Here is a 25,802-nt window from a genome sequence, read left to right on the forward strand (position 1 = left end):
TTACTGCGCCGGATGTGAATGCGGCCCTGCCGGCAAATTCACCCATTTGGGCAGTTCGCCGGGCGAAACCGAGACATGCAGGCGTTCGGACGGGTCCTGACCTACGGTGCGATGCTTGCGTAGCAGGAAGATCTTGCCCCAACCCCGCCACGTCCCGACCGACGGTGCATGCGGATCAGTGGGAAAGCGGTTGCGCCAATCTTCAGGCAGCGGCAGACCATGCAACTCGGCCTTGTCGAGCATCCACACCAGCGAAATATTGGCCAGCGGTCGCGCGGGCTCGAACCCGCTGAGTTGCCCCCCGACGTCACCATGTGTGCCGCGGAACCAGACCTGTTCGCAGTGACCGCGGAAATCCGGTGCTGTCGCCCAAAGGACCGGCGTGAAGACCTCTCGCGTTTCATCCAGCGCCAGCGCGTGATACCCGTGGCGGGTGGACGGCCCAAGGTGGTGGTTGTGAAATGAATGCCGCTCTTCGGCCATGCGCCACAGTAATGGCAGGCGCAGTCCCAATGCCTTTACAGTGTCCCAGACGCCGATCATCTCAACTTCGACGCCTTCGTGGCAGAAGTTCCGGCGAAAGTCCTGTGCGGCCTGCCCGCCCGGATTGCACTCATAATGTCGGTAGGCCTGCTTGATGTTGCGCTCGGTGGCATGCTCGGCACGCAACAGCCCGATCATATCGATGACGCCGGCAAGGCTGCGTACACCATAAGCGCCGCGGGAATAGCCGATGAAGTAGATCCGATCGCCGGGCTTGTACCGCGAGGCAAGGTAGCCGTAGGCCCTGCGGATCTGGCGGTTGATCCCCCGCCCCATCATCACATCCAGCGTGGATTTCCAGCTCTCCCATTGCACGCCCGCTTCATAGAAGACCGAGACCTGATTGCCCATTTCACAGCACAACCGAAAGGTTTGGCCAGCATGGGTCTCGAAGCCGGGCTCCAGGGTAGACATCGTTCCGTCCAGGATGATGACATGACTGATGGGTTCGCGGTGGCGCGTTTCGGCAGAATGCTCCGACCGCAGGGGGCGGCCGAGCCATCCAAGTATCTTTTTACCGAACCGCGACAGTACCATTCGACAACAATTCCCAAACCTTGACCGGAGTGAACGGCATGTCCGCCTGCCGCACCCCATGATCCCAGAGCGCATCCTGCACCGCATTTGCAACCGCGGCCAATGCGCCAACGGTGCCTGCCTCGCCGCATCCTTTCATTCCCATGGGGTTGGCGGTCGACGGAACCGGCGCCGAGGTAAACCTAATCATGGGTATGTCAGCGGCGCGCGGCAAGGCGTAATCCATGAACGTTGCCGTGAGCAGTTGCCCCTCACCATCATGCACCACGTGCTCGCACAGCGCCTGGCCGATACCCTGAGCCACCCCGCCATGCACCTGCCCTTCGGCCAGCATGGGGTTGATGAGATTGCCGAAATCATCGACGACCGTATAGCGGTCGACCGTCGTCGTGCCGGTTTCCGGGTCGATCACGATCTCGGCAACATGGGCGCCGTTGGGATAGCTGCGCGCCTCAAGCCGCGTGCGGGCCTCGTGCTGCAGCAGGTCGGTGCGGGCATCCGCGCGGGCCATCTCGGCCGCTTCGATCAGCGTGGGCGTCAGGTTCGACCCCGGCGCGCGAAAGGTTTCATGGTCGAAGGTCACATTACTTTCTTCGACCCCCATTTTATCCGCCAGATAGGGCGTGAATGCGGCAATCATCTGGTCAATCGTGACCAGCGTCGCCGCGCTTTGGACCGTGACCGAGCGCGATCCGCCGGTACCGCCGCCCTGCGCCAGACGGTCGCTGTCACCCTGTACGACACGGATCCGGTCGGCCGGAATTCCCGTCTGGTCCGACAGGAACTGGGCATAGACCGTCTCATGCCCCTGCCCGTTCGATTGCGTCCCGACATAAAGACTCACGGTTCCGTCCTGACAGAATTCGACTTTTGCGCCTTCGGAAGGGTCACCCAGAATGCTTTCGATATAGTAACAAAGCCCCTGCCCCCGGATCAGACCGCGTTCGGCGTCGGCGGCCTTGCGCGCGGCGAAACCGGCGGTCTGTTCGGCGGCGCGGGACAGGACCATTCCGAAATCGCCCACGTCATAGGTTTCACCGGTCGCCGAGACATAGGGAAAGGCCTCGGGCCGGATGAAGTTGCGGCGGCGCAGCTCCCACGGGTCGACGCCCAGCTCGCGCGCGGCGCAGTCCATCGCGCGTTCCAGCACATAGATCGCTTCAGGGCGGCCGGCACCGCGATAGGCATCGACCTGGGTGGTGTTGGTATAGAACCCCTCGACTCGCAGATAGGTTTTCTGCACGTCATAGACGCCGGGCAGCACGCATTTGAACAGGTTGGTCTGGATCGCCTGGCCGAAATGGCTGTTGTAGGCGCCCAGGTTGCAGCGGCTGTGGACCCGGTAGGCGGTGATGCGAAGGTCCTCGTCAAAGGCCAGTTCGGCCAGCGAGGTCAGGTCGCGCCCGTGGTGGTCGGACAGCATCGCCTCGGTTCGGTCCGACATCCAGTGCACGGGCTGGCCCAGTTGCATCGCCGCCACCGCGACCGAGAAATACTCGGGATACGGCATCGCCTTCATGCCGAACCCGCCGCCCACATCGGGCGTGGTGACATGGACGGCCTGCGGATCCAGCCGCAGCTTGTCGGCCAGCTGCGCCTTCATCCCCCAGACACCCTGCCCGCCATAGCTGAAATGCAGCCGCCCGTCGGACCAGACCGCGTTGCAGCCGCGCGGCTCGATCGAGTTCACGATCACCCGGTTGTCGGCCACCTGCAGCGACACGACATGGGCGGCGGCGTCAAAGGCGGCCTGGGTCGCGGCCTCGTCGCCCACGGCCCAGTCAAAGGCGCGGTTGTCGGGGGCCTCGGGGTGCAGCGACTCACCACCCGGCGCAAGGTCCAGCTTGGCGGGGCGGTCGGTGGTATCCATCCAGATCAGCTCGGCCGCGTTGCGGGCCTGCGCGGGGGTCTCGGCGACGACCATCGCCACCGGCTCGCCGACGAAGCGCACCCGGTCGCGGGCCAGCATGTGGCGCGGCGGATTGGCGGCGCGGGTGCCGTCCCGGTTGACAAGGATCGTGGCGCTCAGCACCGGGTCGATTCTGGCGGCGATCAGGTCATCGATGGTCAGCACCAGCCGCACACCGGGCACGGCGCGGGCGGCGCCGAGGTCCAGCCCGCTGATGTCGCCATGCGCCACCGGGCTGCGAAAGAACACAGCGTGCAGCGCGCCGGGTGGCACCGTATCGTCCATGTAGCGCCCGTGCCCGGTCAGGAACCGCTGATCCTCGGTCCGGGTGACCAGTTGGCTCTTGCCAAACTTTTCCATGACGCGCCCCTTTCACTGCCTCAGACCGCGACCCTAGCCTTGATGCGGCGGATGTCCAGTGCGCGGGGTGCTTGGCCCTTTCCCTTCCCGCCGCCATTCGCTATTGCAGGCGCTGACCCAAGATCGATGACGCAGGACGCACCCGATGGCGATGGACAAGACATTCAACGCGGCCGAGGCCGAGGCCCGGATCTACAAGGCCTGGGAAGAGGCCGGAGCCTTCAAGGCAGGCGCGAACAAGTCGCGCGACGAGAGCTTTTGCATCATGATCCCGCCGCCGAACGTGACCGGCGCGCTGCATGTAGGCCATGCGTTCAACAACACCCTGCAGGACATCCTGACGCGCTGGCACCGGATGCGCGGGTTCGACACGTTGTGGCAGCCTGGGCAGGACCATGCCGGCATCGCCACGCAGATGCAGGTCGAGAAGATGCTCGCCGCCACGCAACAACCCAGCCGGAACGAACTGGGCCGTGAGAAGTTTCTCGAGAAGGTCTGGGAGTGGAAGGGCGAATACGGCGGCACCATCATCGAGCAGCTGAAACGCCTCGGCTCTTCGTGCGACTGGTCGCGCAACGCCTTCACCATGGCCGGTGCGGCCGGCGACCCCCGCACGGGCCACGAAAACAGCCCCAATTTCCATGACGCGGTCATCAAGGTCTTTGTCGACATGTACGACAAGGGCCTGATCTACCGCGGCAAGCGGCTGGTCAACTGGGACCCGCATTTCGAGACCGCGATCTCGGACCTCGAGGTCGAGAATATCGAGGTCGCCGGCCATATGTGGCACTTCAAGTACCCGCTGGCTGGGGACGAGACCTATACCTACGTCGAAAAGGACGAGGACGGAAACGTCATCCTCGAGGAAGAGCGCGACTACATCTCGATCGCCACGACCCGCCCCGAAACCATGCTGGGCGACGGCGCGGTTGCGGTGCACCCGTCGGACGAACGCTATGCGCCCATCGTCGGCAAGCTGTGCGAAATCCCGGTGGGCCCGAAAGAGCATCGCCGCCAGATCCCGATCATCACCGACGAATACCCCGACCCGAATTTCGGCTCGGGCGCGGTGAAGATCACCGGCGCGCATGATTTCAACGACTATCAGGTGGCCAAGCGCGGCAAGATCCCGATGTACCGCCTGATGGACACGCGCGGCCACATGCGGGCCGACGGCGCGCCCTACGCGGACGAAGCCGCCAAGGCCCAGGAATATGCCCGCGGGCGCGAATTCACCGAGAACGAGATCGACGCGATCAACCTGGTGCCCGACCACCTGCGCGGCCTGGACCGATTCGAGGCGCGCGCCAAGGTGGTCGAAGAGATCACCGCCGAAGGTCTGGCCGTGATGACCCGTGCGGATGATCCGCGCCTGGGATCGACCGCGCTGAAACCCGATGCCGAAGGCGCGGACGCGCTGGTGCCGCTGGTCGAGAGCAAACCGATCATGCAGCCCTTCGGCGACCGCTCGAAGGTGGTGATCGAGCCGATGCTGACCGACCAGTGGTTCGTCGAGACGTCAAAGATCGTGGGCCCCGCGCTGGACGCCGTGCGCGATGGCCGGGTCAAGATCATCCCGGAATCGGGCGAAAAGACCTATTACCACTGGCTGGAAAACATCGAACCCTGGTGCATCAGCCGCCAGCTGTGGTGGGGGCATCAGATTCCGGTCTGGTACGGGCTGGACCTGTCGGCCGAGGATTTCAAGGATGACGAAAACGACGGCGAGTTGGACCTGGTCGAACTGGGCCGGCTGCTGAACGAAGGCGGCATGCTGCACCGGGGCGCGGTCATGGAGTGCGCCGCCAGCTTCGAGGACGTCACCGGAAAATTCCTGGATGACAATGCCGACATTCCCAGCCCGCTCAGCCACGCCACGGTGATCGAGGTGGCCGACAAGCACGAGGCGATCCACCGGTTCGCCGAAAGCCTGGCGCAATACGCCATCGACCGCGATCCGACCAAGCTGGTCTATCCGGTCTGGCGTGACCCGGATGTGCTGGACACCTGGTTCTCGTCCGGCCTGTGGCCCATCGGCACGCTGGGCTGGCCCGAACAGACCGAGGAGTTGCAGCGCTACTTCCCCACCGATGTCCTGATCACCGGGTTCGACATCCTATTCTTCTGGGTCGCCCGGATGATGATGATGCAGCTGGCCGTGGTGAACGAAATTCCGTTCCACACCGTCTATCTGCACCAGCTCGTCCGCGACGAGAAGGGCAAGAAGATGTCCAAGACCACCGGCAACGTCATCGACCCGCTGGAAATCGTGGACGAGTTCGGCGCCGACGCGCTGCGCTTTACCAACGCGTCGATGGCGGCCATCGGCGGCGTGCTGAAACTGTCGCGCGAGCGCATCACCGGCTATCGCAACTTTGGCACCAAGCTGTGGAACGCCGTCCGCTTTGCCGAGATGAACGAGGTCTTTACCGACGCCGTCCCGCAACTGGACGTGGCCGAGTTGCAGCCCAAGGCCGCCGTAAACCGCTGGATCATCGGCGAAACCGCCCGCGTGCGGGAAGAGGTCGACGCGGCGCTGGAGAGCTATCGCTTCAATGACGCGGCCAATGCGCTTTATGCCTTTGTCTGGGGCAAGGTCTGTGACTGGTACGTGGAACTGTCCAAACCGCTGCTGCAGGGCGACGATGCCGAGGCCCAGGCCGAGACCCGCGCCACCATGCGCTGGGTTCTGGATCAGTGCCTGGTCCTGCTGCACCCGATCATGCCCTTCATCACCGAAGAGCTGTGGGGCCTGACCGGCACCCGTGCCAAGATGCTGGTGCATGCCGACTGGCCCAGCTATGCCGCCGACGATCTGGTCGACGCCGACGCGGATCGCGAGATGAACTGGGTGATCTCGGTGATCGAGAACACCCGCTCGGCCCGCGCCCAGATGCGCGTCCCGGCGGGCCTGTACGTGCCGATGCTGGTGACCGAGATCGACGCCCACGGCCAGGCCGCCTGGGACCGGAACGAGGCGCTGATCAAGCGGCTGGCCCGGATCGACAGCCTGACCAAGGCCGACACGCTGCCCAAGGGCACGATCTCGATCGCGGCGCCCGGCGCGTCCTTTGGCCTGCCGCTGGCCGATATCATCGACATCGGCGCCGAGAAGGAACGGCTGGAAAAAGCCAAGGGCAAACTGGCCAAGGAACTGGGCGGTCTGCGCGGGCGTCTCAACAACCCCAAATTCGTGGCCTCGGCCCCGGAAGAGGTGGTGGAAGAGGCCAAGGCCAACCTGGCGGCCCGCGAAGAGGAAGAGGCCCGCATCAACGAGGCGCTGGCCCGACTGGCCGAGATCGCCTGATCCGTCAGCCCCTCGCACACGCTTGACGAAACCCCGCCGCGCACGCCCGGCGGGTTTTTTTCCACCCGGCCCTGTTCACCGGGCCAAACGGTTGCTAGCAATCTCGGAACCAATCCACCGAGGCCCCCATGTCCAGACCCTTTCCGCCGATGCAGACCGTTTCAACCGGGCTGGTCGTGGCCGTAGTCGGCTTTTTCAGTTCCTTTCCGATTGTCCTGCAGGGGCTGGACGCCATGGGCGCTTCGGGGCCGCAGGCGGCATCGGGGCTGATGATGGCCGCCCTTGCCATGGGGCTGGCGGCGATCGTGCTCAGCCTGTGGTACCGCCAGCCGATCAGCGTGGCCTGGTCCACGCCCGGTGCGGCGCTGCTGGCGGTTTCGGCCGCGCCGGCCGCGGGTTTCTCAGATGCCATCGGCGCGTTCCTGTTTGCGGGTGCGCTGACCGTGCTGGCCGGAATGTGGCGCCCGTTGGGACGGTTGGCGGCGGCGATTCCCACCTCCTTGGCGCAGGCGATGCTGGGCGGAGTGCTGCTGCCGCTGTGCATCGTCCCGTTTCAGGCCGCGGTCGAGATCCCCTGGCAGGCCCTGCCGGTGATCCTGACCTGGTTCATCGCCGGACGTGTGCACAGACTGCTGGCGGTCCCCGCCGCCGTGCTGGCCGCCGCGCTGGTCGTAGTTCTGTTCTCTGACGGACCGTCGGTCCGCCCCGACCACCTGCTGGCCGCGCCGGTCTGGACCACGCCCACATTCTCGGTGGCGTCGATGATCGGCATCGGGGTGCCGCTGTTCGTGGTCACGATGGCCACGCAGAACATTCCCGGCATCGCGGTCATGCGCAGCTTTGGTTATGCCCCGGTGGCAGGGCGGCTATTCTCGGCCGTGGGCGGGGCCAGCATCCTGTCGGCCCCCTTCGGCGCGCCGGCGACCTGCCTCGCGGCCATCACCGCCGCCATGTGCTCGAACGAGGACAGCCACCCCGACCGGGATCAGCGCTATTGGTCGGCTGTCATGGCCGGGGTGTTCTATTGCCTATTCGGGATGTTCGCCGTGGCCATAACCGGGTTTGCCGCCCATGCCGATCCGATGCTGATGGGCACGTTGACCGGCGTGGCGCTGATCGGGGTCATGGCCAATGCCACCTTCGCCGCGCTCGAGGTTCCGGCCGAGCGCGAAGCCGCGATCCTGACCTTTGCCATCACCGCCTCGGGCATCACCGTGTTTGGCCTGGGCGCGGCGGTCTGGGGTCTGCTGGCAGGCGGCATCGCCTATTGGGTGACGACGCGCCTGCGGGGCTGAGGCCCACCTGGCCGCGGCCCGCGAGTTTACTTGAACTCGGGCTTGCGACCCTGCATCTGGGCCATCACCACTTCCATCTGGTCGGGTTTGCCGATCAGCTCGACCTGTTCGGCGGATTCGGCCAGCAGAACCTCGGCGCGCGACTTGGTTTCGGCCACCTCGATCAGGCGTTTCGCGGCGCGGATGGCCGAGGGGCTCTTGCCCGCGATATCCTCGGCCAGCGCGATGGCTTCGGTCAGCGGATCATCCGACAGGCTGGTGACCAACCCCCAGTCGGCGGCCTGAGCGGCACCGATGGGCCGCGCGGTATAGGTCAGCATGCGCAGCACGTCGGACCGCACCAGTTTCGGCAACAGGACCATGCCGCCCATATCTGGGATGATGCCCCATTTCATCTCCATCACGGCCAGCTTGGCGTCGGGATGGGCAATGCGGATATCGGCGCCCAGCGCGATTTGCAGACCACCGCCATAGGCCACGCCCTGAATGGCGCAGATCACCGGCACCTGCACGCGGCGCCAGATCAGCGCCAGTTCCTGCATCTCATTCGCGTCGTCATGGCTGCGGGTCATTAGCCACTCGGTCGGGTCCTTGTGCGCCATGGCCGCGAAACTGGCCATGTCGAGCCCCGCGCAGAAGCTTTTGCCCTCGCCCGACAGCACCACGGCACGGGCGTCCGAGGCGGCGACCTCTTGCCCCGCCGCCAGGATCGCCTTGATCATCGCATCGTCCAGCGCGTTCATCTTGTCGCCGCGGGTCAGGGTGACATGGGCGATGTGGTTCCTGTATTCGACTGATACGCGCGCCATCTGGGCCTCCGGGTTTGATGTTCCGGGCAAACCATGCCCCGAAACCCGCAGCCGACGCCAGCCCGACGTGAGGGCAGATCGGCGCGGACGGCCCGGCCCCATGCAAGGCTTGCCCCGGCTATGCCCTTGGGATTATCTGCGCCCATGACCGGACCCAGATACACCCCGCTTACCCAATCCCTGCCCGCAACCGTGCCCTTCGTCGGCCCCGAGACGCAGGAGCGCCAGCGCGGCGCGCCCTTCGTGGCCCGGCTGGGCGCAAACGAGAGCGTGTTCGGCCCCTCGCCCTGCGCGATCGAGGCGATGCGGCAGGCCGCTGACGGCATCTGGATGTATGGCGACCCCGAGAACCACGATCTGCGCCAAGCGCTGGCCGATCATCACGGGATCAGCCCTGACAACATCGTGGTCGGCGAAGGCATCGACGGGCTGCTGGGCTACCTGGTGCGTTTGATGGTCGGTTCGGGCGATGCGGTCGTGACCTCGGACGGGGCCTATCCCACCTTCAACTACCATGTCGCAGGCTATGGCGGGGCGATTCACAAGGTACCTTATGCCAACGATCACGAGGACCCGGCCGCCCTGTTCGCCAAGGCGGCCGAGGTCGGGGCCAAGCTGGTCTATCTGGCCAACCCGGACAACCCGATGGGCAGTTGGCATCGCGGCGCGGACATCGTCGCGGCGCTGGACGCCCTGCCGGACGGCTGTTTGCTGGTTTTGGACGAGGCCTATGTGGAATGTGCACCCGACGGCACCGCTGCGCCGGTCGCGGCGGATGATCCGCGCGTGATCCGGATGCGCACCTTTTCCAAGGTTTACGGTATGGCCGGCGCGCGGGTCGGCTATGCGATCGGAGCGCCCGAGCTGATCTCGGCCTTCAACAAGGTGCGCAACCATTTCGGTATGAACCGCATGGCGCAAGCCGGGGCGCTGGCCGCCCTGCACGATCAGGACTGGCTGGCGCAGGTAAAGGCGCGCATCGTCTCGGCCCGCGACCGGATCGGCGCGATCGCGCGTGACAACGGACTGACCCCGCTGCCCTCGGCCACCAATTTCGTGGCGATCGACTGCGGGCGCGACGGAGCATTTGCCAAGGCGGTGCTGGATGCGCTGGTGGCGCAGGGGATCTTCGTGCGGATGCCCTTTGCGGCCCCGCAGAACCGCTGCATCCGCGTCAGTTGCGGCACCGAAGCCCACTTGAACGCCTTTGCCGCCGCCCTGCCGCAGGCGCTGGCGGCAGCACTCAGCGCTTAACCTGCCAGAACCGCCGCCGCAGCCTCGAGCGCGCCGGACCCGCGCGGGATCTCCAACGCGGTCATGGCGGTTTCGATGCCGCCCAGCAGGCCCATGACCATGTGCCCGTTCAGATGGCCCATGTGGCCCAGCCGGAAACACGATTCCTCGTCCGCCATGCCCAGCCCGATGCCAAGGGTCAAGCCCAGGTGCCGCTCGGTATAGCTGCGCAGGGGCGTGCCGCGACCCTCGGTCAGGCGCAGGGCGGTGACGGCATGGCTGCGATGCGCGCGATCGCCGACGTTCAGGTGCAGCGCCCCGGCCTCGGCCCACTTCTCGCAGGCGGCCCAGACAGCCTGTGCCAGCCGCGCATGGCGGGCCCAGACCTGCTCAATCCCCTCGGCATGGATCAGGTCCAAGGCGGCGCGCAGGCCGTACAGGTGGTGCGTCGGCGCGGTGCCGCCGAAATACTGATAGAACCAGTCGGGCTCTGATCGCGGCTGCCAGTCCCAATAGCCCGAAACCCGCGGCATCGCGGCCCGTTTGGCCTTGGCCCGGTCGTTGAAAAACACGAAGGACATGCCCGCAGGGGTCATCAGCCCCTTCTGGCAGGCGGTGACCATGACATCGACGCCCCAATCATCCATCTCGAACCGGTCGCAGCCCAGCGAGGCGATGCAATCCGCCATCAGCAATGCCGGGTGGTTCAGGTCGTCCAACAGCGCCCGCAGCGCCGGAATGTCGTTGCGGATGGAACTGGACGTGTCCACATGCACCGCAAGAACCGCCTTGATCCGGTGGTCGGCATCAGCCCGCAGGGCCTGTGCAATCCGGTCGATATCCCAAGGGTCGGAGGGGCCGAAATCGATCATGTCGACCTTCACGCCCAGACGCTCGGCCATTTCCGCCCAGCCATGGGTGAACCGCCCCGAAGCCGGAGCCAGCACGGTTTCCCCCGGCGCCAGAACGTTGGACAGCGCCGCCTCCCACGCGCCGTGGCCGTTGGCGATGTAGATCGCCACCTCGTGCCGTGTACGGGCCACGCGGCGCAGGTCGGCCGTCAGGTCGGGCATCATCTCGACCAGTTCACCGGCATAGATATTGGGCGACGGGCGGTGCATGGCCTGCAGCACCGCGTCCGGAATCACGGAAGGGCCCGGAATGGCCAGATAATTTCGCCCTTGGGCGAGGGACATATTGTCTGTCATGTGGATCAACCTGCCTGTAATGGCGCCCACCCTAGCGCCCAGTTAGGCGAGGTCAATCCATCAGGGCGGCGGCCTCACGCGCGAGGGTTTCGATCCCCGCCCAGTTACCCTGTGTAACCATCTGTTTCGGCGCAACCCAGCTGCCGCCCGCGCAGATCACGTTGGGCAGGGACAGGTAGTCGCGCGCGTTGGCGGGCGACACACCGCCAGTCGGGCAGAAGGTGATCTGCGGCAGCGGCGCGCCGATCGCCTTGAGCGCAGGCGCCCCGCCCGAGGCTTCGGCCGGGAAGAATTTCAGCATGTCATAGCCCTGCTCAAGCAGGCGCATCGCCTCGGTCGCAGTGGCCGCGCCGGGCAGCAGCGGCAGGCCCTCGGCCTCGCAGGCGGCGATCAGGGCGTCGGTGGCACCGGGCGATACCCCGAATTGCGCGCCCGCCTCTTTTGCGGCGCGGACATCGTCGGGCGTGACCAGCGTGCCGGCCCCCACGACCCCGCCGGGCACCTGCGCCATGGCGCGGATCGCGTCCAGCGCGGCGGGCGTGCGCAAGGTCACCTCGAGCGCGGGCAGGCCACCGGCCACCAGAGCCTCGGCCAGCGGGCGGGCATGGGTGGCGTCATCGACGACCAGAACCGGGACGATGGGCGCCAATGCGCAGATCTCGCGTGTGCGTTGAGTTTTTGCGGACATAGGCTCAGGCTCCGAAAATGCTGGCACCGGCATCGGCCGAGCCGACGGCGTTGCGGAACGTGGTAAACAGGTCGCGGCCGACCCCGTATTGATGCGCCGAAAGATCGGCGGTGGCGGCGGGGCGGTCCAGCACGCCGGGGGTCAGGATTTCAAGTTGACCCCGCACCGCGTCGACGCGCAGCAGGTCGCCATCGCGCAGCTTGGCGATCGGGCCGCCGTCCAGCGCCTCGGGGCAGACATGGATCGCCGCGGGCACTTTGCCCGAGGCCCCCGACATGCGGCCATCGGTCACCAACGCCACCTTCTGCCCGCGCCCCTGCAGGATCGACAGCAGCGGCGTCAGCGAGTGCAGTTCGGGCATGCCGTTGGCCTTGGGCCCCTGAAAACGGACCACGACGATGACATCGTCGGTGAACTCGCCCGCCTTGAACGCGGTCTTGACCTCGTCCTGGTCGTGGAAGACGCGCACCGGGGCCTCGACCACCTGGTGTTCGGGCGCCACGGCCGAGACCTTCATCACGCCGGTACCCAGGTTGCCGCTCAGCCGCGACAGGCCTCCGGTGGGCTGGAACGGGTCACTGGCCGGGCGCAGGATTTTTTCGTTCAGACTGTGGCCGGCGCCGTCCTCCCAGACCAGCGCGCCATCGATCAGCTTGGGCTCCTGCGTATAGTGGCGCAGCCCCTGCCCCGCCACGGTCAGCGTGTCGGGATGCAGCAAGCCTTCATCCAGCAGCGTGCCGATGGTATACCCCAGACCGCCCGCGGCGTGGAAATGGTTCACGTCGGCCAAACCGTTGGGATAGACCCGCGCGACCAGGGGCACGACGCCCGAGATGTCCGAGAAGTCCTGCCAGTCCAGCACGATGCCCCCGGCACGGGCCATGGCGATCAGGTGGATCAGCAGGTTGGTCGACCCGCCCGTGGCCATCAGCCCCACGATGCCGTTCACGAAGGCCCGTTCATCGAGGATCTGGCACACCGGCGTGTAGTTGTTGCCCAGCGCGCTGAGTGACAGGGCACGGCGGGCGCCTTCCTCGGTCAACGCATCGCGCAGCGGCGTGTTGGGGTTGACGAAGCTGGAGCCCGGCAGGTGCAGGCCCATGAACTCCATCAGCATCTGGTTGGTGTTGGCGGTGCCGTAAAAGGTGCAGGTGCCCGGCCCGTGATAGGCGGCCATCTCGGCGGCCATCAGTTCTTCGCGGGTGGCTTCGCCGGCGGCGAATTTCTGGCGCACCTTGGCCTTTTCGTCATTGGGCAGGCCGCTGGTCATCGGGCCGGCGGGCAGGAACACCGCCGGCAGGTGGCCAAAGCTCTGCGCTGCGATCACCAGCCCCGGCACGATCTTGTCGCAGACCCCCAGGAACACCGCCGCGTCAAATGTATTGTGGCTGAGCGCCACCGCCGCCGCGAGCGCGATCACGTCGCGCGAGAACAGCGACAGTTCCATCCCGGCCTCACCTTGCGTGACCCCGTCGCACATGGCCGGCACCCCGCCCGCCACCTGCGCGGTGCCGCCCGCGGCACGGGCCGCGCGCCGGATCAGTTCGGGATAGCGCTCGAACGGCTGATGCGCCGACAGCATGTCGTTATAGGCGGTGACGATGCCCAGATTGCCCACGCTGGTCGTGGCCATCGTTTGCTGATCGGCCCCTGCACCGGCATAGGCATGGGCCTGGCCGCTGCACGACAAGTGCGCGCGCGCCGGCCCTTCGGACCGGGCCTGCTCCATCCGCTGCAGATAGGTGCGGCGGGGATCGGCGCTTCGCTCGATTATCCTTTGGGTGACATCGGTGATGACGTTGTGAACCATCTCAACCTCCGATCTGGCGCCAGCGGCGTCCGTCGCGATGCATCAGCATCAATGCGTCTTCTGGGCCGGAACTGCCCTGATCATAGCGCGAGGGACGGTCGCCGCGCTCTTCCCAGCCCTTGATGATGGGATCGACCCAGGCCCAGGCGGCCTCGACCTCGTCGCCGCGCATGAACAGAGTCTGGTCGCCACGGATCACGTCCATCACCAGCCGTTCATAAGCGTCCTGCGCGCGCACATCAGCACCAAGTGCCTCGGCAAAGCTCATGTCCAGCGCCACGTCCGTCAGGCGGAAGCCGCCCGGGCCGGGATCCTTGATCGTGGTGCGCAGGGTGATGCCTTCGTCGGGCTGCAGGCGGATCACCAGAACGTTGCCGTGCAGCGGGCCGACATTGGGAAAGATTGTGTGCGGCGGGTCGCGGAAAAACACCGCGATTTCGGATTCACGCGCGCGCAGACGCTTGCCCGTGCGCAGATAGAACGGAACCCCCGACCAGCGCCAGTTGCCCACGCGCACCTTCAGCGCGATATAGCTTTCGGTCAGGCTGTCGGGGTTGCCCACATGATCGACATAGCCGTCGCCGCCCTTGTCCGCCCGGTACTGGCCGCGGGCGATGTCGGTCGGGGCGACAGGTTCCAGTGCCTCGATCACCTTAACCTTTTCACTGCGCACCGCGTTGGGCGAGAAGGTCGAAGGCGGCTCCATCGCGGTCAGGCACAAAAGCTGCACCAAGTGGTTCTGCACCATGTCCCGCATCGCGCCGGACTGGTCGTAATAGGCGCCACGCCCTTCGACCCCGACGGTTTCGGCAACGGTGATCTGGACATGATCCACATGGGTCGCGTTCCACAGCGGTTCGAACAGCGAGTTGGCGAAGCGCAGCGCCATCAGGTTCTGCACCGTTTCCTTACCCAGGTAATGGTCGATCCGATAGATCTGATGCTCTTCGAAACAGGCGCGCAGACCTTCGTTCAGCGCCTTGGCCGAGGCCAGATCATGGCCAAAGGGTTTCTCGACCACGATGCGGCTGTCGGGCGTGGCAAGCCCGTGATCATGCAGGCGCTGTGCGATGCCGGGAAACAGTTTCGGACCGACCGACAGATAAAAGGCGCGCACCACGTCGGGGCGCAGCGATTTGGCCAGCTTGTCCCAGCCGTTTTCGCCCAGCGCATCCACGGGCACGTATTCGACCCGGGCCAGAAACCGGTCCAGCACGTCCTTTTTGAAGGACGGAGCGAATTCCTTCATCGACTTGCGCACCTGCGCGCGGAACCCGTCATCGTCCATATCCGATCGCGCGGTCCCGATGATGCGCGCATCTTCGGGCATCTGCCCCACTTCGAAGCGATGGTAGAGGCCAGGCAGGATCTTGCGCTGGGCCAGATCTCCGGTCGCGCCGAACAGGACCAGGTCGAACGGATCTACCGGGATTACGCGTGAAACCATGGCTGGCTCCCTTCTTCGGACAATCCGGCGCGGTCTGCAGCCAGACACCCTGTTACCGCTAACATTCGTGGCTTGGATAGAAAGACCAAGCCCAAAAAGCAAGCCCGGATTTCGGAATCGGGCCTTTTTTCGCGGTCATCATGGCCTCAGCCGTTGTCGCGCAGATACTCCATGATCGCCGGGCGCACCGATTGTTCGCCGCGATGGCGCGCGTCGGCGATGATCTTGCGGACATCCTGCAGGTTGGACCGCAACAGCAGGCTTTTGACCGGTCCGATCGAGGCCGGGCGCATCGACAGGGTGCGGATACCCATCGCCGCCAGGCACAGTGCCTCGATCGGGCGGCCGGCATCCTCGCCGCAGAAACTCAGCGGCGTGTCGGAAATTCCGCACCGTTCGACGATGCGCTCGATCAGGCTGAGGAAGCTGACATTCAGCGTGTCATAGCGGCGGCGCACCAGCTCGTTTTCACGGTCGGCGGCGAAGAAGAACTGTTTCAGGTCGTTGCCGCCGATCGAAATGAAATCGACCTCGTCAAAGAACTTCTGGGGGGCGAAGGCCAATGACGGTGTTTCCAGCATCGCCCCTACTTCCAGCGTTTCTGGCAGGACATGACCCAAGCGCTTTTCGCGCTCCAGCGTCTTGTTCACTTCCCAACGGGCCTCGCGGTATTCGTCGGCCTGGGCGACAAACGGGAACATGACCGTCAGAGGACGGCCATCCGCCGCGCGCAACAGGGCCTGCAGTTGCATCCGCATCACGCCGCGCTTGTCCAGGCCCACACGAATGGCGCGCCAACCCAGCGCCGGGTTGGGCTCGGCGACATGTTTCATGTAGGGCAGAACCTTGTCCGACCCGATATCCAGCGTACGGAATACTACGCGCTTGCCATCGGCCGAATCCAGAACGCGTTTGTACTGCGCCACCAACTCGGACCGTTTGGGCATCTGGTTGCGGATCAGGAACTGCAATTCGGTGCGGAACAGGCCTACACCCTCGGCCCCGGATGTCTTGAGCGACGGCAGGTCGGCCATCAGGCCGGCATTCATCACCAGATTGATCCGCTCGCCATCCTTGGTCACGGTCGGGGTTTCGCGGATCGAGGCATAGCGTTTCTGCGCCTCGGCCTGCATGGCCATCTTGTCGCGGAAGGCGCTGACCACCGTATCTTCAGGGCGCAGATGCACAACGCCCTCGTCGCCGTCAACCAGGATGTGGTCGCCGTTCAAGGCCTCGGTCGTGATCCGGCCCACATGCACCACCAGCGGGATGGCCAGAGCGCGGGCGACGATGGTGGCATGACTGCCGACCGAGCCCTCCTCGAGCACGACACCTTTCAGCGAACGGCCATACTCCAGCAGGTCACCCGGGCCGATATTGCGCGCCACAAGGATCGGATCGGGCGGCAGCTCTTTACCTTTCGACCCGCCCTGCCCGGTCAGGATGCGCAGCAGACGGTTGGACAGATCGTCCAGATCCGCCAGACGCTCGCGCAAATAGGGATCCGTAACCTGGCTCATCCGGGCGCGGGCCTGCGACTGTTCCTTTTCCACCGCCGCTTCGGCGCTGAGACCGCGGGCGATGTCCTCTTCCATCCGGCGCATCCAGCCCTTGGAATTGGCGAACATCCGGTAGGCTTCCAGAACCTGCAGCTGTTCGGTGTCACCGCCCCGCGAGATTTCAAGCATCTTGTCGACGCCTACGCGCAGCTCTTCGACCGCCTCGTTCAGCCGCTCCAGCTCGCGATGTGGATCGTCGGCGATCGGGTTGGTGACGACGACGCGCGGCTCGTGCAGCCAGACATGCCCCTCGGCCGAGCCCTCCTGTGCCGGGCCACCGCGCAGCAAAATGGATTGCTGATGCAGCGGTGAAAGGGCGGCACCTTCGCCCACAAACGCACCCAATTCGGCCATTTCCGCAAGAACCATTGCCACGACTTCAAGCGCATAGACCTCATCCGCGGAAAACTCGCGTTGAGCGCGGGACTGGACCACAAGAACCCCAAGCTTCTGCCCCAGCCGCTGAATGGGCACACCCAAGAACGATGAAAACCGCTCCTCGCCCGTTTCCGGCATGTACCGAAAACCTTTCTCGGAGGGCGCATCGGCGGCGTTGACGACCTTGCCGAACTTGGCCACCCGGCCAACAAGACCTTCGCCCAGACGCATCCGGGTCTGGTGAACGGCCTCGGGAGCAAGACCTTCGGTGGCACACAGCTCCAGGGTTTCGTCGTCGCGGAACAGGTAGATCGAACATACCTCGCACCGCATGCTGTCGGCGATCAGATGCGTGATCCGGTCAAGACGCTCCTGACCGGCCGCCTCGCTTGCCATCTCCTCGCGCAGCCGCCCCAGCAGCTTGCGGGATTCTGTTTCCATTCCGTCTGCCATCGCCCGATCTACTCTGCGGTGTCAGGCGGGACCTTGGCCGAGATGCTCAGGCCGCCTTTTCCAGTTCAAAGGCATCATGCAGCGCCTGAACGGCAAGTTCCATGTATTTCCGGTCGACGAGGACGGAAATTTTGATCTCGGAGGTTGTAATGACCTTGATATTGATCCCCTCATCCGAGAGTACTTTGAACATCTTGGCCGCCACGCCCGACTGCGAGCGCATGCCGATGCCCACCACCGAAACCTTGGCCACATCGGTGTCGGCGACCAGCTCGGCATAGTTCAACTCGCCACGCTCCTTGACTGCCAACAGCGCCTTTTCGGCGCGCGCCACTTGGTTGGTGGGGCAGGAAAAGGTCATGTCCGTGCGCCCCTCGTCCGAGATGTTCTGCACGATCATGTCGACGTTGATCCCCTCATCGCTGAGCGCGTTGAAGATGATCGCGGCTATGCCGGGGCGGTCGGCAACCGACACGACGGTCATCTTGGCCTCGTCCCGCGAATAGGCCACACCCGAGACTACATTGGATTCCATGATTTCCTCCTCGTCGACGACCAGGGTTCCGGCCTCGTCGGACTGTTCCTCGAAGCTCGAGAGAACACGCAGTTTCACCTTGTACCGCATCGCCAGCTCGACCGAGCGGGTCTGCAGCACCTTGGCCCCCAACGAGGCCAGTTCGAGCATTTCCTCGAACGAGATCTTGTCCAGTTTGCGCGCCTTCTCGCAGATGCGCGGATCGGTGGTATAGACGCCGTCCACATCCGTGTAGATGTCGCAGCGCTCGGCGTCGAAGGCGGCGGCAAAAGCCACGGCAGTGGTGTCCGAACCGCCCCGGCCCAACGTGGTGATCCGCCCTTCGGGGCTGAGACCCTGAAAGCCCGCCACCACGGCGACCTTCATCCCCTCGCCGAACTTCTGGTTGATGTTGTCGGTCGGGATATCCTGGATCCGCGCCGCCGAATGGGCGCCATCGGTCAGCAGCGGCACCTGCCAGCCCTGCCAGCTGCGGGCGGGAATGTCCATTTCCTGCAGCGTCAGTGCCATCAGACCGGCGGTGACATTCTCGCCCGAGGATACCACGGCATCATATTCGCGTGCGTCGTACAGCGGCGAGATCTCGTCGACCCAACCCACCAGTTCGTTGGTCTTGCCTGACATGGCCGACACGATGACGATGACGTCATAACCCTTGGCCACTTCGACGCCGATGCGCTTGGCCGCGCGGCGGATGCGGTCGAGGTTGGCGACGGATGTGCCGCCGAATTTCATCACGAGTACGGGCATGGGGGCAAATGTCTCCGCGCCTTGGATTTCCGGTCCCGTGCGTCTTATGCGAGGCAACACGCAAGAGCAAGGGTACATAGAAAGTCGGGACACTGCAGCGCAACGCTTTACAAGGACCGGCAGCAATGTCAGCGTATCGTCAAGGATTTAAACCATGAGGAAAACCATGCTGCGTTTTGTTTTCGCCTGTGTGCTGATGTCCGGCCCGGCTATGGCTCAGGTGGCTTCACTGTCCGGAACGGACGGCCAGAACGCGTTGGGAACGGTCCCCTGCGCCGCGTTGGCGGGCCAGCCGTTGAAAAATTGCCCTGCCGAGTTGCGGCGCAAGGATGATGGCACTGCAACTTTGGCGGTTCAGTTGGATACTGGGGAGGTACGCCGCATCTATTTCACCGATGGAAAGCCGGATTCCAGCAGCTCGACGTCGAAGATCACTTCGGAAACGCGGGGCGAAATTCTGGTGATTTTCATCGATCCCGGTGAAGTCTACGAGATCCCCAAGGCAGCGCTGGCCGCTCAGTAAGGGTGTGCCTGCCCGTCCCAGGTTTCAAAGCAGCCGGTGGAGTCCAAACTCAGCGCATCGAAACGCTCGGTCAACCCGGCAACGGCCTGTGACACGGTGATGTCGGCGGCCTGACCGCCCATGTCCGTCTGCACCCATCCCGGGTGATAAATGCCGACGGCGATGCCATCGTCCTTGATATCCACCGCCAGGTTGCGCCCAAGGTTCAGCACAGCCGCCTTGGAGGCCCGATAGATATAGCTGCCCCCGGGCGCCCGCGTGTGCGAGGCCATCTGCGACGAGATGATCGCGATCTTGCCGCGCGCCGCACGCAGATTGGGCAACAAGGACTGAATGGTCAGAAACACCCCGGTGACGTTGGCCGCAAAGGTCTGGCCCCACATCTCGGCAGGGTAGCCGTCGATTGTTTGGCCTTTGTCCAGATAGACACCTGCATTGCAGATCAACAGATCTACGGGCTGGCCATCCAACTTGCGCGCCATCTGCGCCTGTTGCGCCGGGTCGGTAACGTCCAGACGAATATCGGCGGAATCGTCCCGTGCGGTGCCGGTGACAGTATCGCCGCGGCCACGATAGCATTCAGCAAGAGCACGCCCAATGCCGCGATTGGCGCCGGTGATAACAAGATGCACGGTTCAGTTCGTCTTTCGGCTTGGAATGAACGGCAGAGGGGCCACGGGAACCCCATCTTCGATCAGGGCCTTGGCCTCTTCCGGCCTGGCCTCGCCATAGATGGCGCGCTCCGGGGCCTCGCCCAGATGTATCTTGCGGGCCTCGCGCGCAAATTCGTGGCCGACATAATCGGAATTCGCCTCGACCTTGGCGCGCAGGGCGTTGAGAACGCGCTCTATCTCGGCCTTGGTCGGTTGGCGCTGGGCTTCGGGTCGATCACTGTTCTCCGCGCGCGGCATTGCAGCAGATGAGCGCGCAGACTGGACCCGCGGCGTCATGATCGCCTTTTCGACCTGGGTGCTGCCGCAAGTCGCGCAAGAGACCAGTCCAGCCTTGGACAGCTTGTCGTAAGCGTCCGCAGACTGGAACCAACTGTCAAACGCGTGACCATTGCAGCATTTCAGTGAATATTGAATCATCTGTCGCCCAAAATGTCGGTGGGCCAATAGATACTGACAGACATGGCAATATCAAGTCTTTACAGAGGCGGTTCAATGAGGATTGAGCGCATTTGACCGCAACAGCCCGGAAAGCCCGTCGATCGAAACCGCTTGTGCTGCCTTTTCGGGCAGCATCCATCTACGCCGCCGCTCGGCGACTTCGGGGAACCAATCCGCCGTCTTGGCGACAAGCAACGGGTAGACATCAACGACACATGTCACCCGCCCCAGATCCCGGTGGTGTTTGTCGAAAGAGAACTGCCCGATACTGCGCGTCTCACAGCGGCCTGTCACACCGGCTTCTTCCCAGGCTTCCTGCGCTGCGGTCTCAGCCCCGCTAAGGCCGTCGATCATGCGGCCTTTGGGGATGATCCACCGCCCCGACCCCCGGGTCGTGATCAACAATATCTCAGGCACCCCGCGCCGAAGCCGGTAGCATAGAGCCGCAGACTGCGGCAGAACCGGAAATGCCCCGGTTTCGGACAGAATATCTGGTGACAGCCCTGCGTTTTTCACGCTGCCCCGCCTCTTGCTTTGTTCTTCTTGCCTGTTTTCGGCCACTTATCTTGCGGACCGATTAGGTGCAGGATACCACATCCTGCGGTTCTGTCCAATTTTGAAACTGTGGGTCAGACCAACATGCGACGTTGCAGACGCTGCACAAGCTCGTCATGCGGAATATCGGCATCGATCGCCAGACGCCGCAGGCCAAAATGCACACGGGCAATCTGCTGATAGTACCGGGCGTAGAGGTAGTTCGCGCCGCCTCCGGCCAAAGCTCCCAGTACCGGAACGGTCTGTGCCGCCAGTTTCTGCCCCAAAACGACCGACAATCTCGGCGCGACGGCGGCAATGATCTTTTGCAGAGCGGGGCCCGTCACGGTCAGTCGGACCGAAAAGAACCCCATGTCTGCGCCGTCGTCATGCGCCAAGGGACCTGCCGCCGACAAGACACGGATGCAATCGAACTGCACGTTCCTTGCCGAGGGGTCAAAACCTTCACGCGATGCGGCCCCTTGGATTGCGCGCAACAACATGGCCGTGGTCGCCGGAAGCTCGATCAACGCCGTCGTCAGGCCGCCAGCCCCACCCGCGGCGCCCATCGTGGTCGAGATGGCGGTGTTGACCCACGGCTTTTGGTCGGGAACCGCGCGGCGCGATCCGTCAGCGGCACGGACTGCAAGCCACAAAGCCTGCTCGGTTGCGCCGGTCAGCCCATCGCGCACCGAACCGGGCAGCTGTTCCAGCAGCGACTCGGCCGATCCACCCAGACGATTGAGCAACCGGATGCCGCTGCCGCCCGCGCTGCGGTAGTGGATTGCCAGCCGGTCCAACTCGGCGTCGGGATCAATTTTTCCGACGAGAACGACGTCATTCATTCGGTGTCCTCCTGACCCTGAAACATTGGCATTTCACAACGCCGTTTCAATAGATCAGCGCGTCCAGCGGGTCACCAAACCACTCACTCCGTGCCATGCGCCGGGGATCAAATCCAGCCCGAGAACCCGATCCGGGTTGGTTGGCGGCGGCATCCCTACCCCCTCGAGCCGGGCAAACCCAAAGCGTGAATAATAGGGCGCATCACCAACCAGCATGACCCGGTCCCACCCTTTGGCCCGCCCGGCTTCGATACCTTCGTGGATCAGAAAACCACCCAACCCTTCCCCCTGGTGGGTCGGGTGAACCGCAACGGGCCCCAGCAAGAGCGCATCGTGTGCGCCAACATGAACCGGCCAAAATCGTATGGCCCCGGCCAAGATGCCCTGCCCGTCACGGGCCACCATCGACAGGCCCGACACTGGCGGAACATCGTCGCGCAAGCGGTAGGACGACAGCGCCTCGCGCCCCGGCGCAAAGCACAGGTCATAGAGGGCTTCGACTTCCCACCAATCCTCCGGCTCTTCCGGCCTGATCCCGAACTGCTGCACCGCGGCCCTCTTTTCGACTCTGGAAATCGCCCTAGCACTTCGCTAGGCCTTGAGCAAACGCTTGGAGATCAGATGTTCTATCGCCCCGAAGACGGTCACGGATTGCCGCACAACCCGTTCAACGCCATCATCACGCCGCGCCCAATCGGATGGATCTCGACCCGCGGCGCGGATGGGATCAACAACCTGGCGCCCTATTCGTTCTTCAACGGGGTCGCCTATACGCCGCCTCAGGTGATGTTTGCCTCAACCGGCACAAAGCACGACCAGGACCGCGGAAAGGACAGCATCGCCAATATCGAGGCGACCGGCGTCTTTTGCGTCAACGTGGTGGCCCACGCCCATCGGGATGCGATGAACGCAAGCTCGGCCAGCCTTCCGAAAGAGGTGGACGAGTTCGCTCACGCCGGCCTTACACCTGTGGAATGCGAAACCATCCCATGCGCCCGCATCGAAGGCGCCCCCGCCGCGCTGGAATGCAAGTTGACTCAGATCGTCACGCTGCCCGGCGAAGCCAACCGGGTGGTTTTCGGAGAGGTCATCGGCGTGCACCTGCGCGATGACTGCCTGAAGGACGGCAAGTTCGACGTCACCACCTTTCAACCATTGTCGCGGCTTGGGTATCGCGACTACTCGGTGGTGACGGAGTTGTTTTCCCTCAATCGTCCAGACGATTGAGCCGGGTTTGGGGGCTCAATGGCCGCCCAGAACGCCGGTTCGAACAGAATAGTCGACCGCAAGGCCGTAATCCGGGTCATCGTCGCTGTCGACCATCAGGTGACCTGCTTTCTTGAGCAGCTTGTGGCAATCCCGGCTGAGATGGCGCAGCATGACGCGCTTGCCTGCCGCCTCGTATTTCGCGGCGATGTTTTCGATGGCCTGCAGGGCCGATTGGTCGACCACACGGCTGTCGGCGAAGTCCACGATCACCGTTTCCGGGTCGTTCTGGACATCGAACAGTTCGACAAACCCCTCAGACGAGCCGAAGAACAGCGGCCCCTTGATCTCGTAGACCTTGGCGCCTTTCTCGGTTTCCGAGTCGCGGGTGACCGCGTGGATGCGCTTGGCGTTGTTCCAGGCATAGGCCAGCGCCGAAACGATCACGCCGACCACGACGGCCACAGCGAGGTCTTCCATCACGGTGACGACGGTGACCAGAACGATGACGAAGGCATCCGTCTGCGGCACCTTGCGCAGGATGTTGAACGAGTTCCAAGCAAAGGTGCCGATCACCACCATGAACATCACGCCAACCAGCGCGGCCAGCGGGATCTGTTCGATCAGGGGTGAGCCGACAAGGATGAACACCAGCAGGAACAGCGCGGCAGCGATCCCCGCGATGCGCGTGCGGCCGCCGGACTTCACGTTGATCATCGACTGACCGATCATCGCACAGCCGCCCATGCCGCCAAAGAACCCGGTCACGACGTTGGCGGTGCCCTGCGCGATGCATTCCTGCGACGCACCACCGCGCTTGCCGGTGATCTCGCCCACCAGGTTCAGCGTAAGCAGAGATTCGATCAGGCCGATGGCGGCCAGGATGACGGCGTAGGGCAGAATGATCTCCAATGTCTCCCAAGTCAGCGGAACCATGGGGATGTGGAATTTCGGCAGTCCGCCCTCGATCGAGGCCAGGTCACCGACGCGCGGGACATCCAGCCCCATGCCGATCACCAACGCGGCAACCACGACGATGCCCGCCAGCGGCGCTGGCACGATGCGCGTGATGCGCGGCATCACCCAGATCACCACCATGGTCAGCGCGACCAGCCCCAGCATCGTATAGAGTTGCATCCCGGACAGCCATTCACCGCCGCTCATGCCGTGGCCAGTGTTTTCCATCGTGCCCGGCACCTTGAACTGGCCCAGTTGCGCCAGAAAGATTACGATGGCCAGGCCGTTGACAAAGCCCAGCATCACCGGATGCGGCACCAGTCGGATGAACCGGCCCCAGTGCATGGCCCCCGCGATGATCTGCAGAATGCCCATCAAGACCACCGTGGCGAACAGGTATTCGACCCCGTGCTGCGCCACCAGCGCCACCATGACGACCGCCAGCGCACCGGTTGCGCCCGAGATCATACCCGGACGGCCCCCGATCAGCGCGGTGATCAGCCCCACCAGGAACGCCGCGTAGAGGCCCACCAGAGGGTGAACCCCGGCGACGAAGGCAAAGGCCACCGCTTCGGGCACCAAGGCCAGGGCGACGGTCAGGCCCGACAGAAGCTCGATCCGCAGGCGGGCGGGGGTCAGCTTTTCGTCCGGCATCCAGCTCAGATCGGGAATAGCGAGGCGATTGGCAAAGCTTGCCAGCAAGGCTCGGGGCATGAAATGGTCCTGTGGGTCAGAATGTTCGCGCGAAGGCGGTCGTATACCCGCCTTCGGCGCTGTCTGCTAGCCCATCGATGGCAGGCTGTCATGCAAAAACTGCAAGGCCGCGCGCCTTGTGGCCCCTGTGGGGCGCAAAAACACCGGCAAGCCTTGCCAAATGCCCGACAAGCCCGCAGAAATTCCCACAGGCAGGTATCGCAGCGGAGAACGAACGTGGCCCAGACAAAGATTGCCGTCATCGGCGGATCGGGAATTTATGACATCGATGGGCTGGAAACGCCGCAATGGGTTACCGTGGAAACGCCCTGGGGCGCGCCGTCCGACCAGATCCTGACCGGGACATTGAACGGCATAGGGATGGCCTTTCTGCCCCGCCACGGGCGCGGGCATGTGCATTCGCCGACCGAGGTGCCCTATCGTGCCAATATCGACGCGCTGAAACGGCTGGGGGTGACCGATGTGATCTCGGTTTCGGCCTGCGGCTCCTTCCGCGAACACATGGCGCCGGGCGATTTCGTGGTCGTCGATCAGTTCATCGACCGCACCTTCGCCCGCGAGAAAAGCTTTTTCGGCACCGGCTGCGTCGCCCATGTCAGCGTGGCCCATCCGACCTGCCCACGCCTGGGCGATGCCTGTGAATCCGCCGCCCGTGCGGCCGGCATCACCGTGCATCGCGGCGGCACCTACCTGGCGATGGAAGGGCCGCAATTCTCGACGCTGGCGGAATCGAAGATGTACCGCGAGCAGTGGGGCTGCGACGTGATCGGCATGACCAACATGCCCGAGGCCAAACTGACCCGCGAGGCCGAGCTTTGCTATGCCTCGGTGGCGATGGTCACCGACTATGACAGCTGGCACCCCGATCACGGCGAAGTGGACGTGACCGCGATCATCGCGACGCTGACTGGCAACGCCGAGAAGGCGCGCGCCTTGGTCAAAGGCCTGCCCGCCCTGCTGGGAGCGGACCGCGCGCCCTGCCCGCATGGCTGCGACCGGGCATTGGACCACGCGATTTTGACGGCCCCGGAAAAGCGCGACCCGCAAGTGCTGGCCAAGCTGGATGCGGTGGCGGGCCGGGTATTGTAGG

At 64.3% G+C, this 25,802-nt stretch carries 21 protein-coding genes; 6 read left to right on the forward strand and 15 right to left on the reverse strand.

Going from position 1 to position 25,802, the window contains the following annotated elements; genetic code table 11:
- Together ACR0NY_RS06325 and ACR0NY_RS06330 are read right to left on the reverse strand one after the other, a co-directional pair.
- Complete coding sequence (locus ACR0NY_RS06325; RefSeq protein ID WP_170368807.1) at window positions 1–1,080, reverse strand: DUF2235 domain-containing protein; 1,080 nt, start codon at window positions 1,078–1,080, stop codon at window positions 1–3.
- Window positions 1,058–3,349 carry a xanthine dehydrogenase family protein molybdopterin-binding subunit gene (locus ACR0NY_RS06330; RefSeq protein ID WP_170368808.1) on the reverse strand — a complete coding sequence of 764 codons (2,292 nt, stop codon included), beginning with the start codon at window positions 3,347–3,349 and terminating at the stop codon, window positions 1,058–1,060. Before ACR0NY_RS06330 ends, ACR0NY_RS06325 begins: the two co-directional genes overlap by 23 nt.
- A 145-nt stretch (window positions 3,350–3,494) precedes the next feature.
- Here ACR0NY_RS06330 and ACR0NY_RS06335 point away from each other — a divergent pair, with 145 nt between their 5' ends.
- Complete coding sequence (locus ACR0NY_RS06335; protein WP_170368809.1) at window positions 3,495–6,656, forward strand: valine--tRNA ligase; 3,162 nt, start codon at window positions 3,495–3,497, stop codon at window positions 6,654–6,656.
- A gap of 128 nt (window positions 6,657–6,784) precedes the next feature.
- Window positions 6,785–7,951 (forward strand): benzoate/H(+) symporter BenE family transporter, encoded by a 1,167-nt coding sequence (locus tag ACR0NY_RS06340; RefSeq protein ID WP_254432906.1) that lies wholly within the window; start codon window positions 6,785–6,787, stop codon window positions 7,949–7,951.
- 26 nt (window positions 7,952–7,977) lie between these two features.
- Here the strand turns inward: ACR0NY_RS06340 and ACR0NY_RS06345 are convergent, their stop codons facing one another.
- Window positions 7,978–8,760: a crotonase/enoyl-CoA hydratase family protein gene (locus tag ACR0NY_RS06345; protein WP_170368810.1), complete on the reverse strand. Its 783-nt coding sequence runs from the start codon at window positions 8,758–8,760 to the stop codon at window positions 7,978–7,980.
- A 144-nt stretch (window positions 8,761–8,904) separates the two neighbouring features.
- Here ACR0NY_RS06345 and ACR0NY_RS06350 point away from each other — a divergent pair, with 144 nt between their 5' ends.
- Window positions 8,905–10,014, forward strand: a complete 1,110-nt coding sequence (locus ACR0NY_RS06350; protein ID WP_170368811.1) for a pyridoxal phosphate-dependent aminotransferase — start codon at window positions 8,905–8,907, stop codon at window positions 10,012–10,014.
- Here the strand turns inward: ACR0NY_RS06350 and ACR0NY_RS06355 are convergent.
- The 6 genes from ACR0NY_RS06355 to ACR0NY_RS06380 all read right to left on the reverse strand — a co-directional run bounded on the left by ACR0NY_RS06355 (window position 10,011) and on the right by ACR0NY_RS06380 (window position 18,821).
- Window positions 10,011–11,201, reverse strand: a complete 1,191-nt coding sequence (locus ACR0NY_RS06355; protein WP_170368812.1) for a pyridoxal-phosphate-dependent aminotransferase family protein — start codon at window positions 11,199–11,201, stop codon at window positions 10,011–10,013. The genes ACR0NY_RS06350 and ACR0NY_RS06355 overlap by 4 nt on opposite strands.
- A 52-nt stretch (window positions 11,202–11,253) precedes the next feature.
- Complete coding sequence (locus ACR0NY_RS06360) at window positions 11,254–11,889, reverse strand: bifunctional 4-hydroxy-2-oxoglutarate aldolase/2-dehydro-3-deoxy-phosphogluconate aldolase (protein WP_093962724.1); 636 nt, start codon at window positions 11,887–11,889, stop codon at window positions 11,254–11,256.
- A gap of 4 nt (window positions 11,890–11,893) precedes the next feature.
- Window positions 11,894–13,699: a phosphogluconate dehydratase gene (gene edd, locus ACR0NY_RS06365; RefSeq protein ID WP_170337557.1), complete on the reverse strand. Its 1,806-nt coding sequence runs from the start codon at window positions 13,697–13,699 to the stop codon at window positions 11,894–11,896.
- Between the two features lies 1 nt (window position 13,700).
- Window positions 13,701–15,146 carry a glucose-6-phosphate dehydrogenase gene (gene zwf, locus ACR0NY_RS06370; RefSeq protein WP_170337966.1) on the reverse strand — a complete coding sequence of 482 codons (1,446 nt, stop codon included), beginning with the start codon at window positions 15,144–15,146 and terminating at the stop codon, window positions 13,701–13,703.
- A gap of 146 nt (window positions 15,147–15,292) precedes the next feature.
- Window positions 15,293–17,536 (reverse strand): phosphoenolpyruvate--protein phosphotransferase, encoded by a 2,244-nt coding sequence (gene ptsP / locus ACR0NY_RS06375; protein ID WP_170368813.1) that lies wholly within the window; start codon window positions 17,534–17,536, stop codon window positions 15,293–15,295.
- 46 nt (window positions 17,537–17,582) lie between these two features.
- A complete protein-coding gene (locus ACR0NY_RS06380) occupies window positions 17,583–18,821 on the reverse strand; it encodes an aspartate kinase (protein WP_170362969.1) in 1,239 nt (412 codons plus the stop codon).
- Between the two features lie 166 nt (window positions 18,822–18,987).
- Here ACR0NY_RS06380 and ACR0NY_RS06385 point away from each other — a divergent pair, with 166 nt between their 5' ends.
- Entirely contained in the window at window positions 18,988–19,344 is a 357-nt protein-coding gene (locus ACR0NY_RS06385; protein ID WP_093962729.1) for a hypothetical protein, read from the forward strand.
- Here ACR0NY_RS06385 and ACR0NY_RS06390 read toward each other — a convergent pair.
- The 5 genes from ACR0NY_RS06390 to ACR0NY_RS06410 form a co-directional block, all read right to left on the reverse strand.
- The gene (locus tag ACR0NY_RS06390) at window positions 19,338–19,976 is read right to left on the reverse strand and encodes an SDR family oxidoreductase (protein ID WP_170337552.1); all 639 of its coding nucleotides are present in this window, start codon (window positions 19,974–19,976) and stop codon (window positions 19,338–19,340) included. The two genes, ACR0NY_RS06385 and ACR0NY_RS06390, sit on opposite strands and share 7 nt — an antisense overlap.
- A 3-nt stretch (window positions 19,977–19,979) precedes the next feature.
- A complete protein-coding gene (locus ACR0NY_RS06395) occupies window positions 19,980–20,435 on the reverse strand; it encodes a DUF1178 family protein (protein ID WP_170368814.1) in 456 nt (151 codons plus the stop codon).
- Between the two features lie 72 nt (window positions 20,436–20,507).
- Entirely contained in the window at window positions 20,508–20,858 is a 351-nt protein-coding gene (locus tag ACR0NY_RS06400) for an NUDIX hydrolase (RefSeq protein WP_254432907.1), read from the reverse strand.
- 227 nt (window positions 20,859–21,085) lie between these two features.
- The gene (locus ACR0NY_RS06405; RefSeq protein WP_170368816.1) at window positions 21,086–21,835 is read right to left on the reverse strand and encodes an EcsC family protein; all 750 of its coding nucleotides are present in this window, start codon (window positions 21,833–21,835) and stop codon (window positions 21,086–21,088) included.
- 54 nt (window positions 21,836–21,889) lie between these two features.
- On the reverse strand, window positions 21,890–22,384 hold the full coding sequence (locus ACR0NY_RS06410) for a GNAT family N-acetyltransferase (protein ID WP_170368817.1): 495 nt from the start codon (window positions 22,382–22,384) through the stop codon (window positions 21,890–21,892).
- 72 nt (window positions 22,385–22,456) lie between these two features.
- On the opposite strand from ACR0NY_RS06410, the gene ACR0NY_RS06415 reads away from it, so the two are divergent.
- Window positions 22,457–23,062, forward strand: coding sequence for a flavin reductase family protein (locus ACR0NY_RS06415; RefSeq protein WP_093962734.1), 606 nt, complete (start codon window positions 22,457–22,459; stop codon window positions 23,060–23,062).
- A 15-nt stretch (window positions 23,063–23,077) separates the two neighbouring features.
- Here ACR0NY_RS06415 and ACR0NY_RS06420 read toward each other — a convergent pair whose 3' ends face one another.
- Window positions 23,078–24,712: a SulP family inorganic anion transporter gene (locus tag ACR0NY_RS06420; RefSeq protein WP_170368818.1), complete on the reverse strand. Its 1,635-nt coding sequence runs from the start codon at window positions 24,710–24,712 to the stop codon at window positions 23,078–23,080.
- Window positions 24,713–24,928: 216 nt separating this feature from the next.
- Between ACR0NY_RS06420 and ACR0NY_RS06425 the strand changes: the two genes are divergently transcribed.
- Window positions 24,929–25,801 (forward strand): S-methyl-5'-thioadenosine phosphorylase, encoded by an 873-nt coding sequence (locus ACR0NY_RS06425; RefSeq protein ID WP_170368819.1) that lies wholly within the window; start codon window positions 24,929–24,931, stop codon window positions 25,799–25,801.
- The last annotated feature ends 1 nt before the right edge of the window (window position 25,802 follow it).

This window comes from Ruegeria sp. BJ5, from assembly GCF_056537865.1.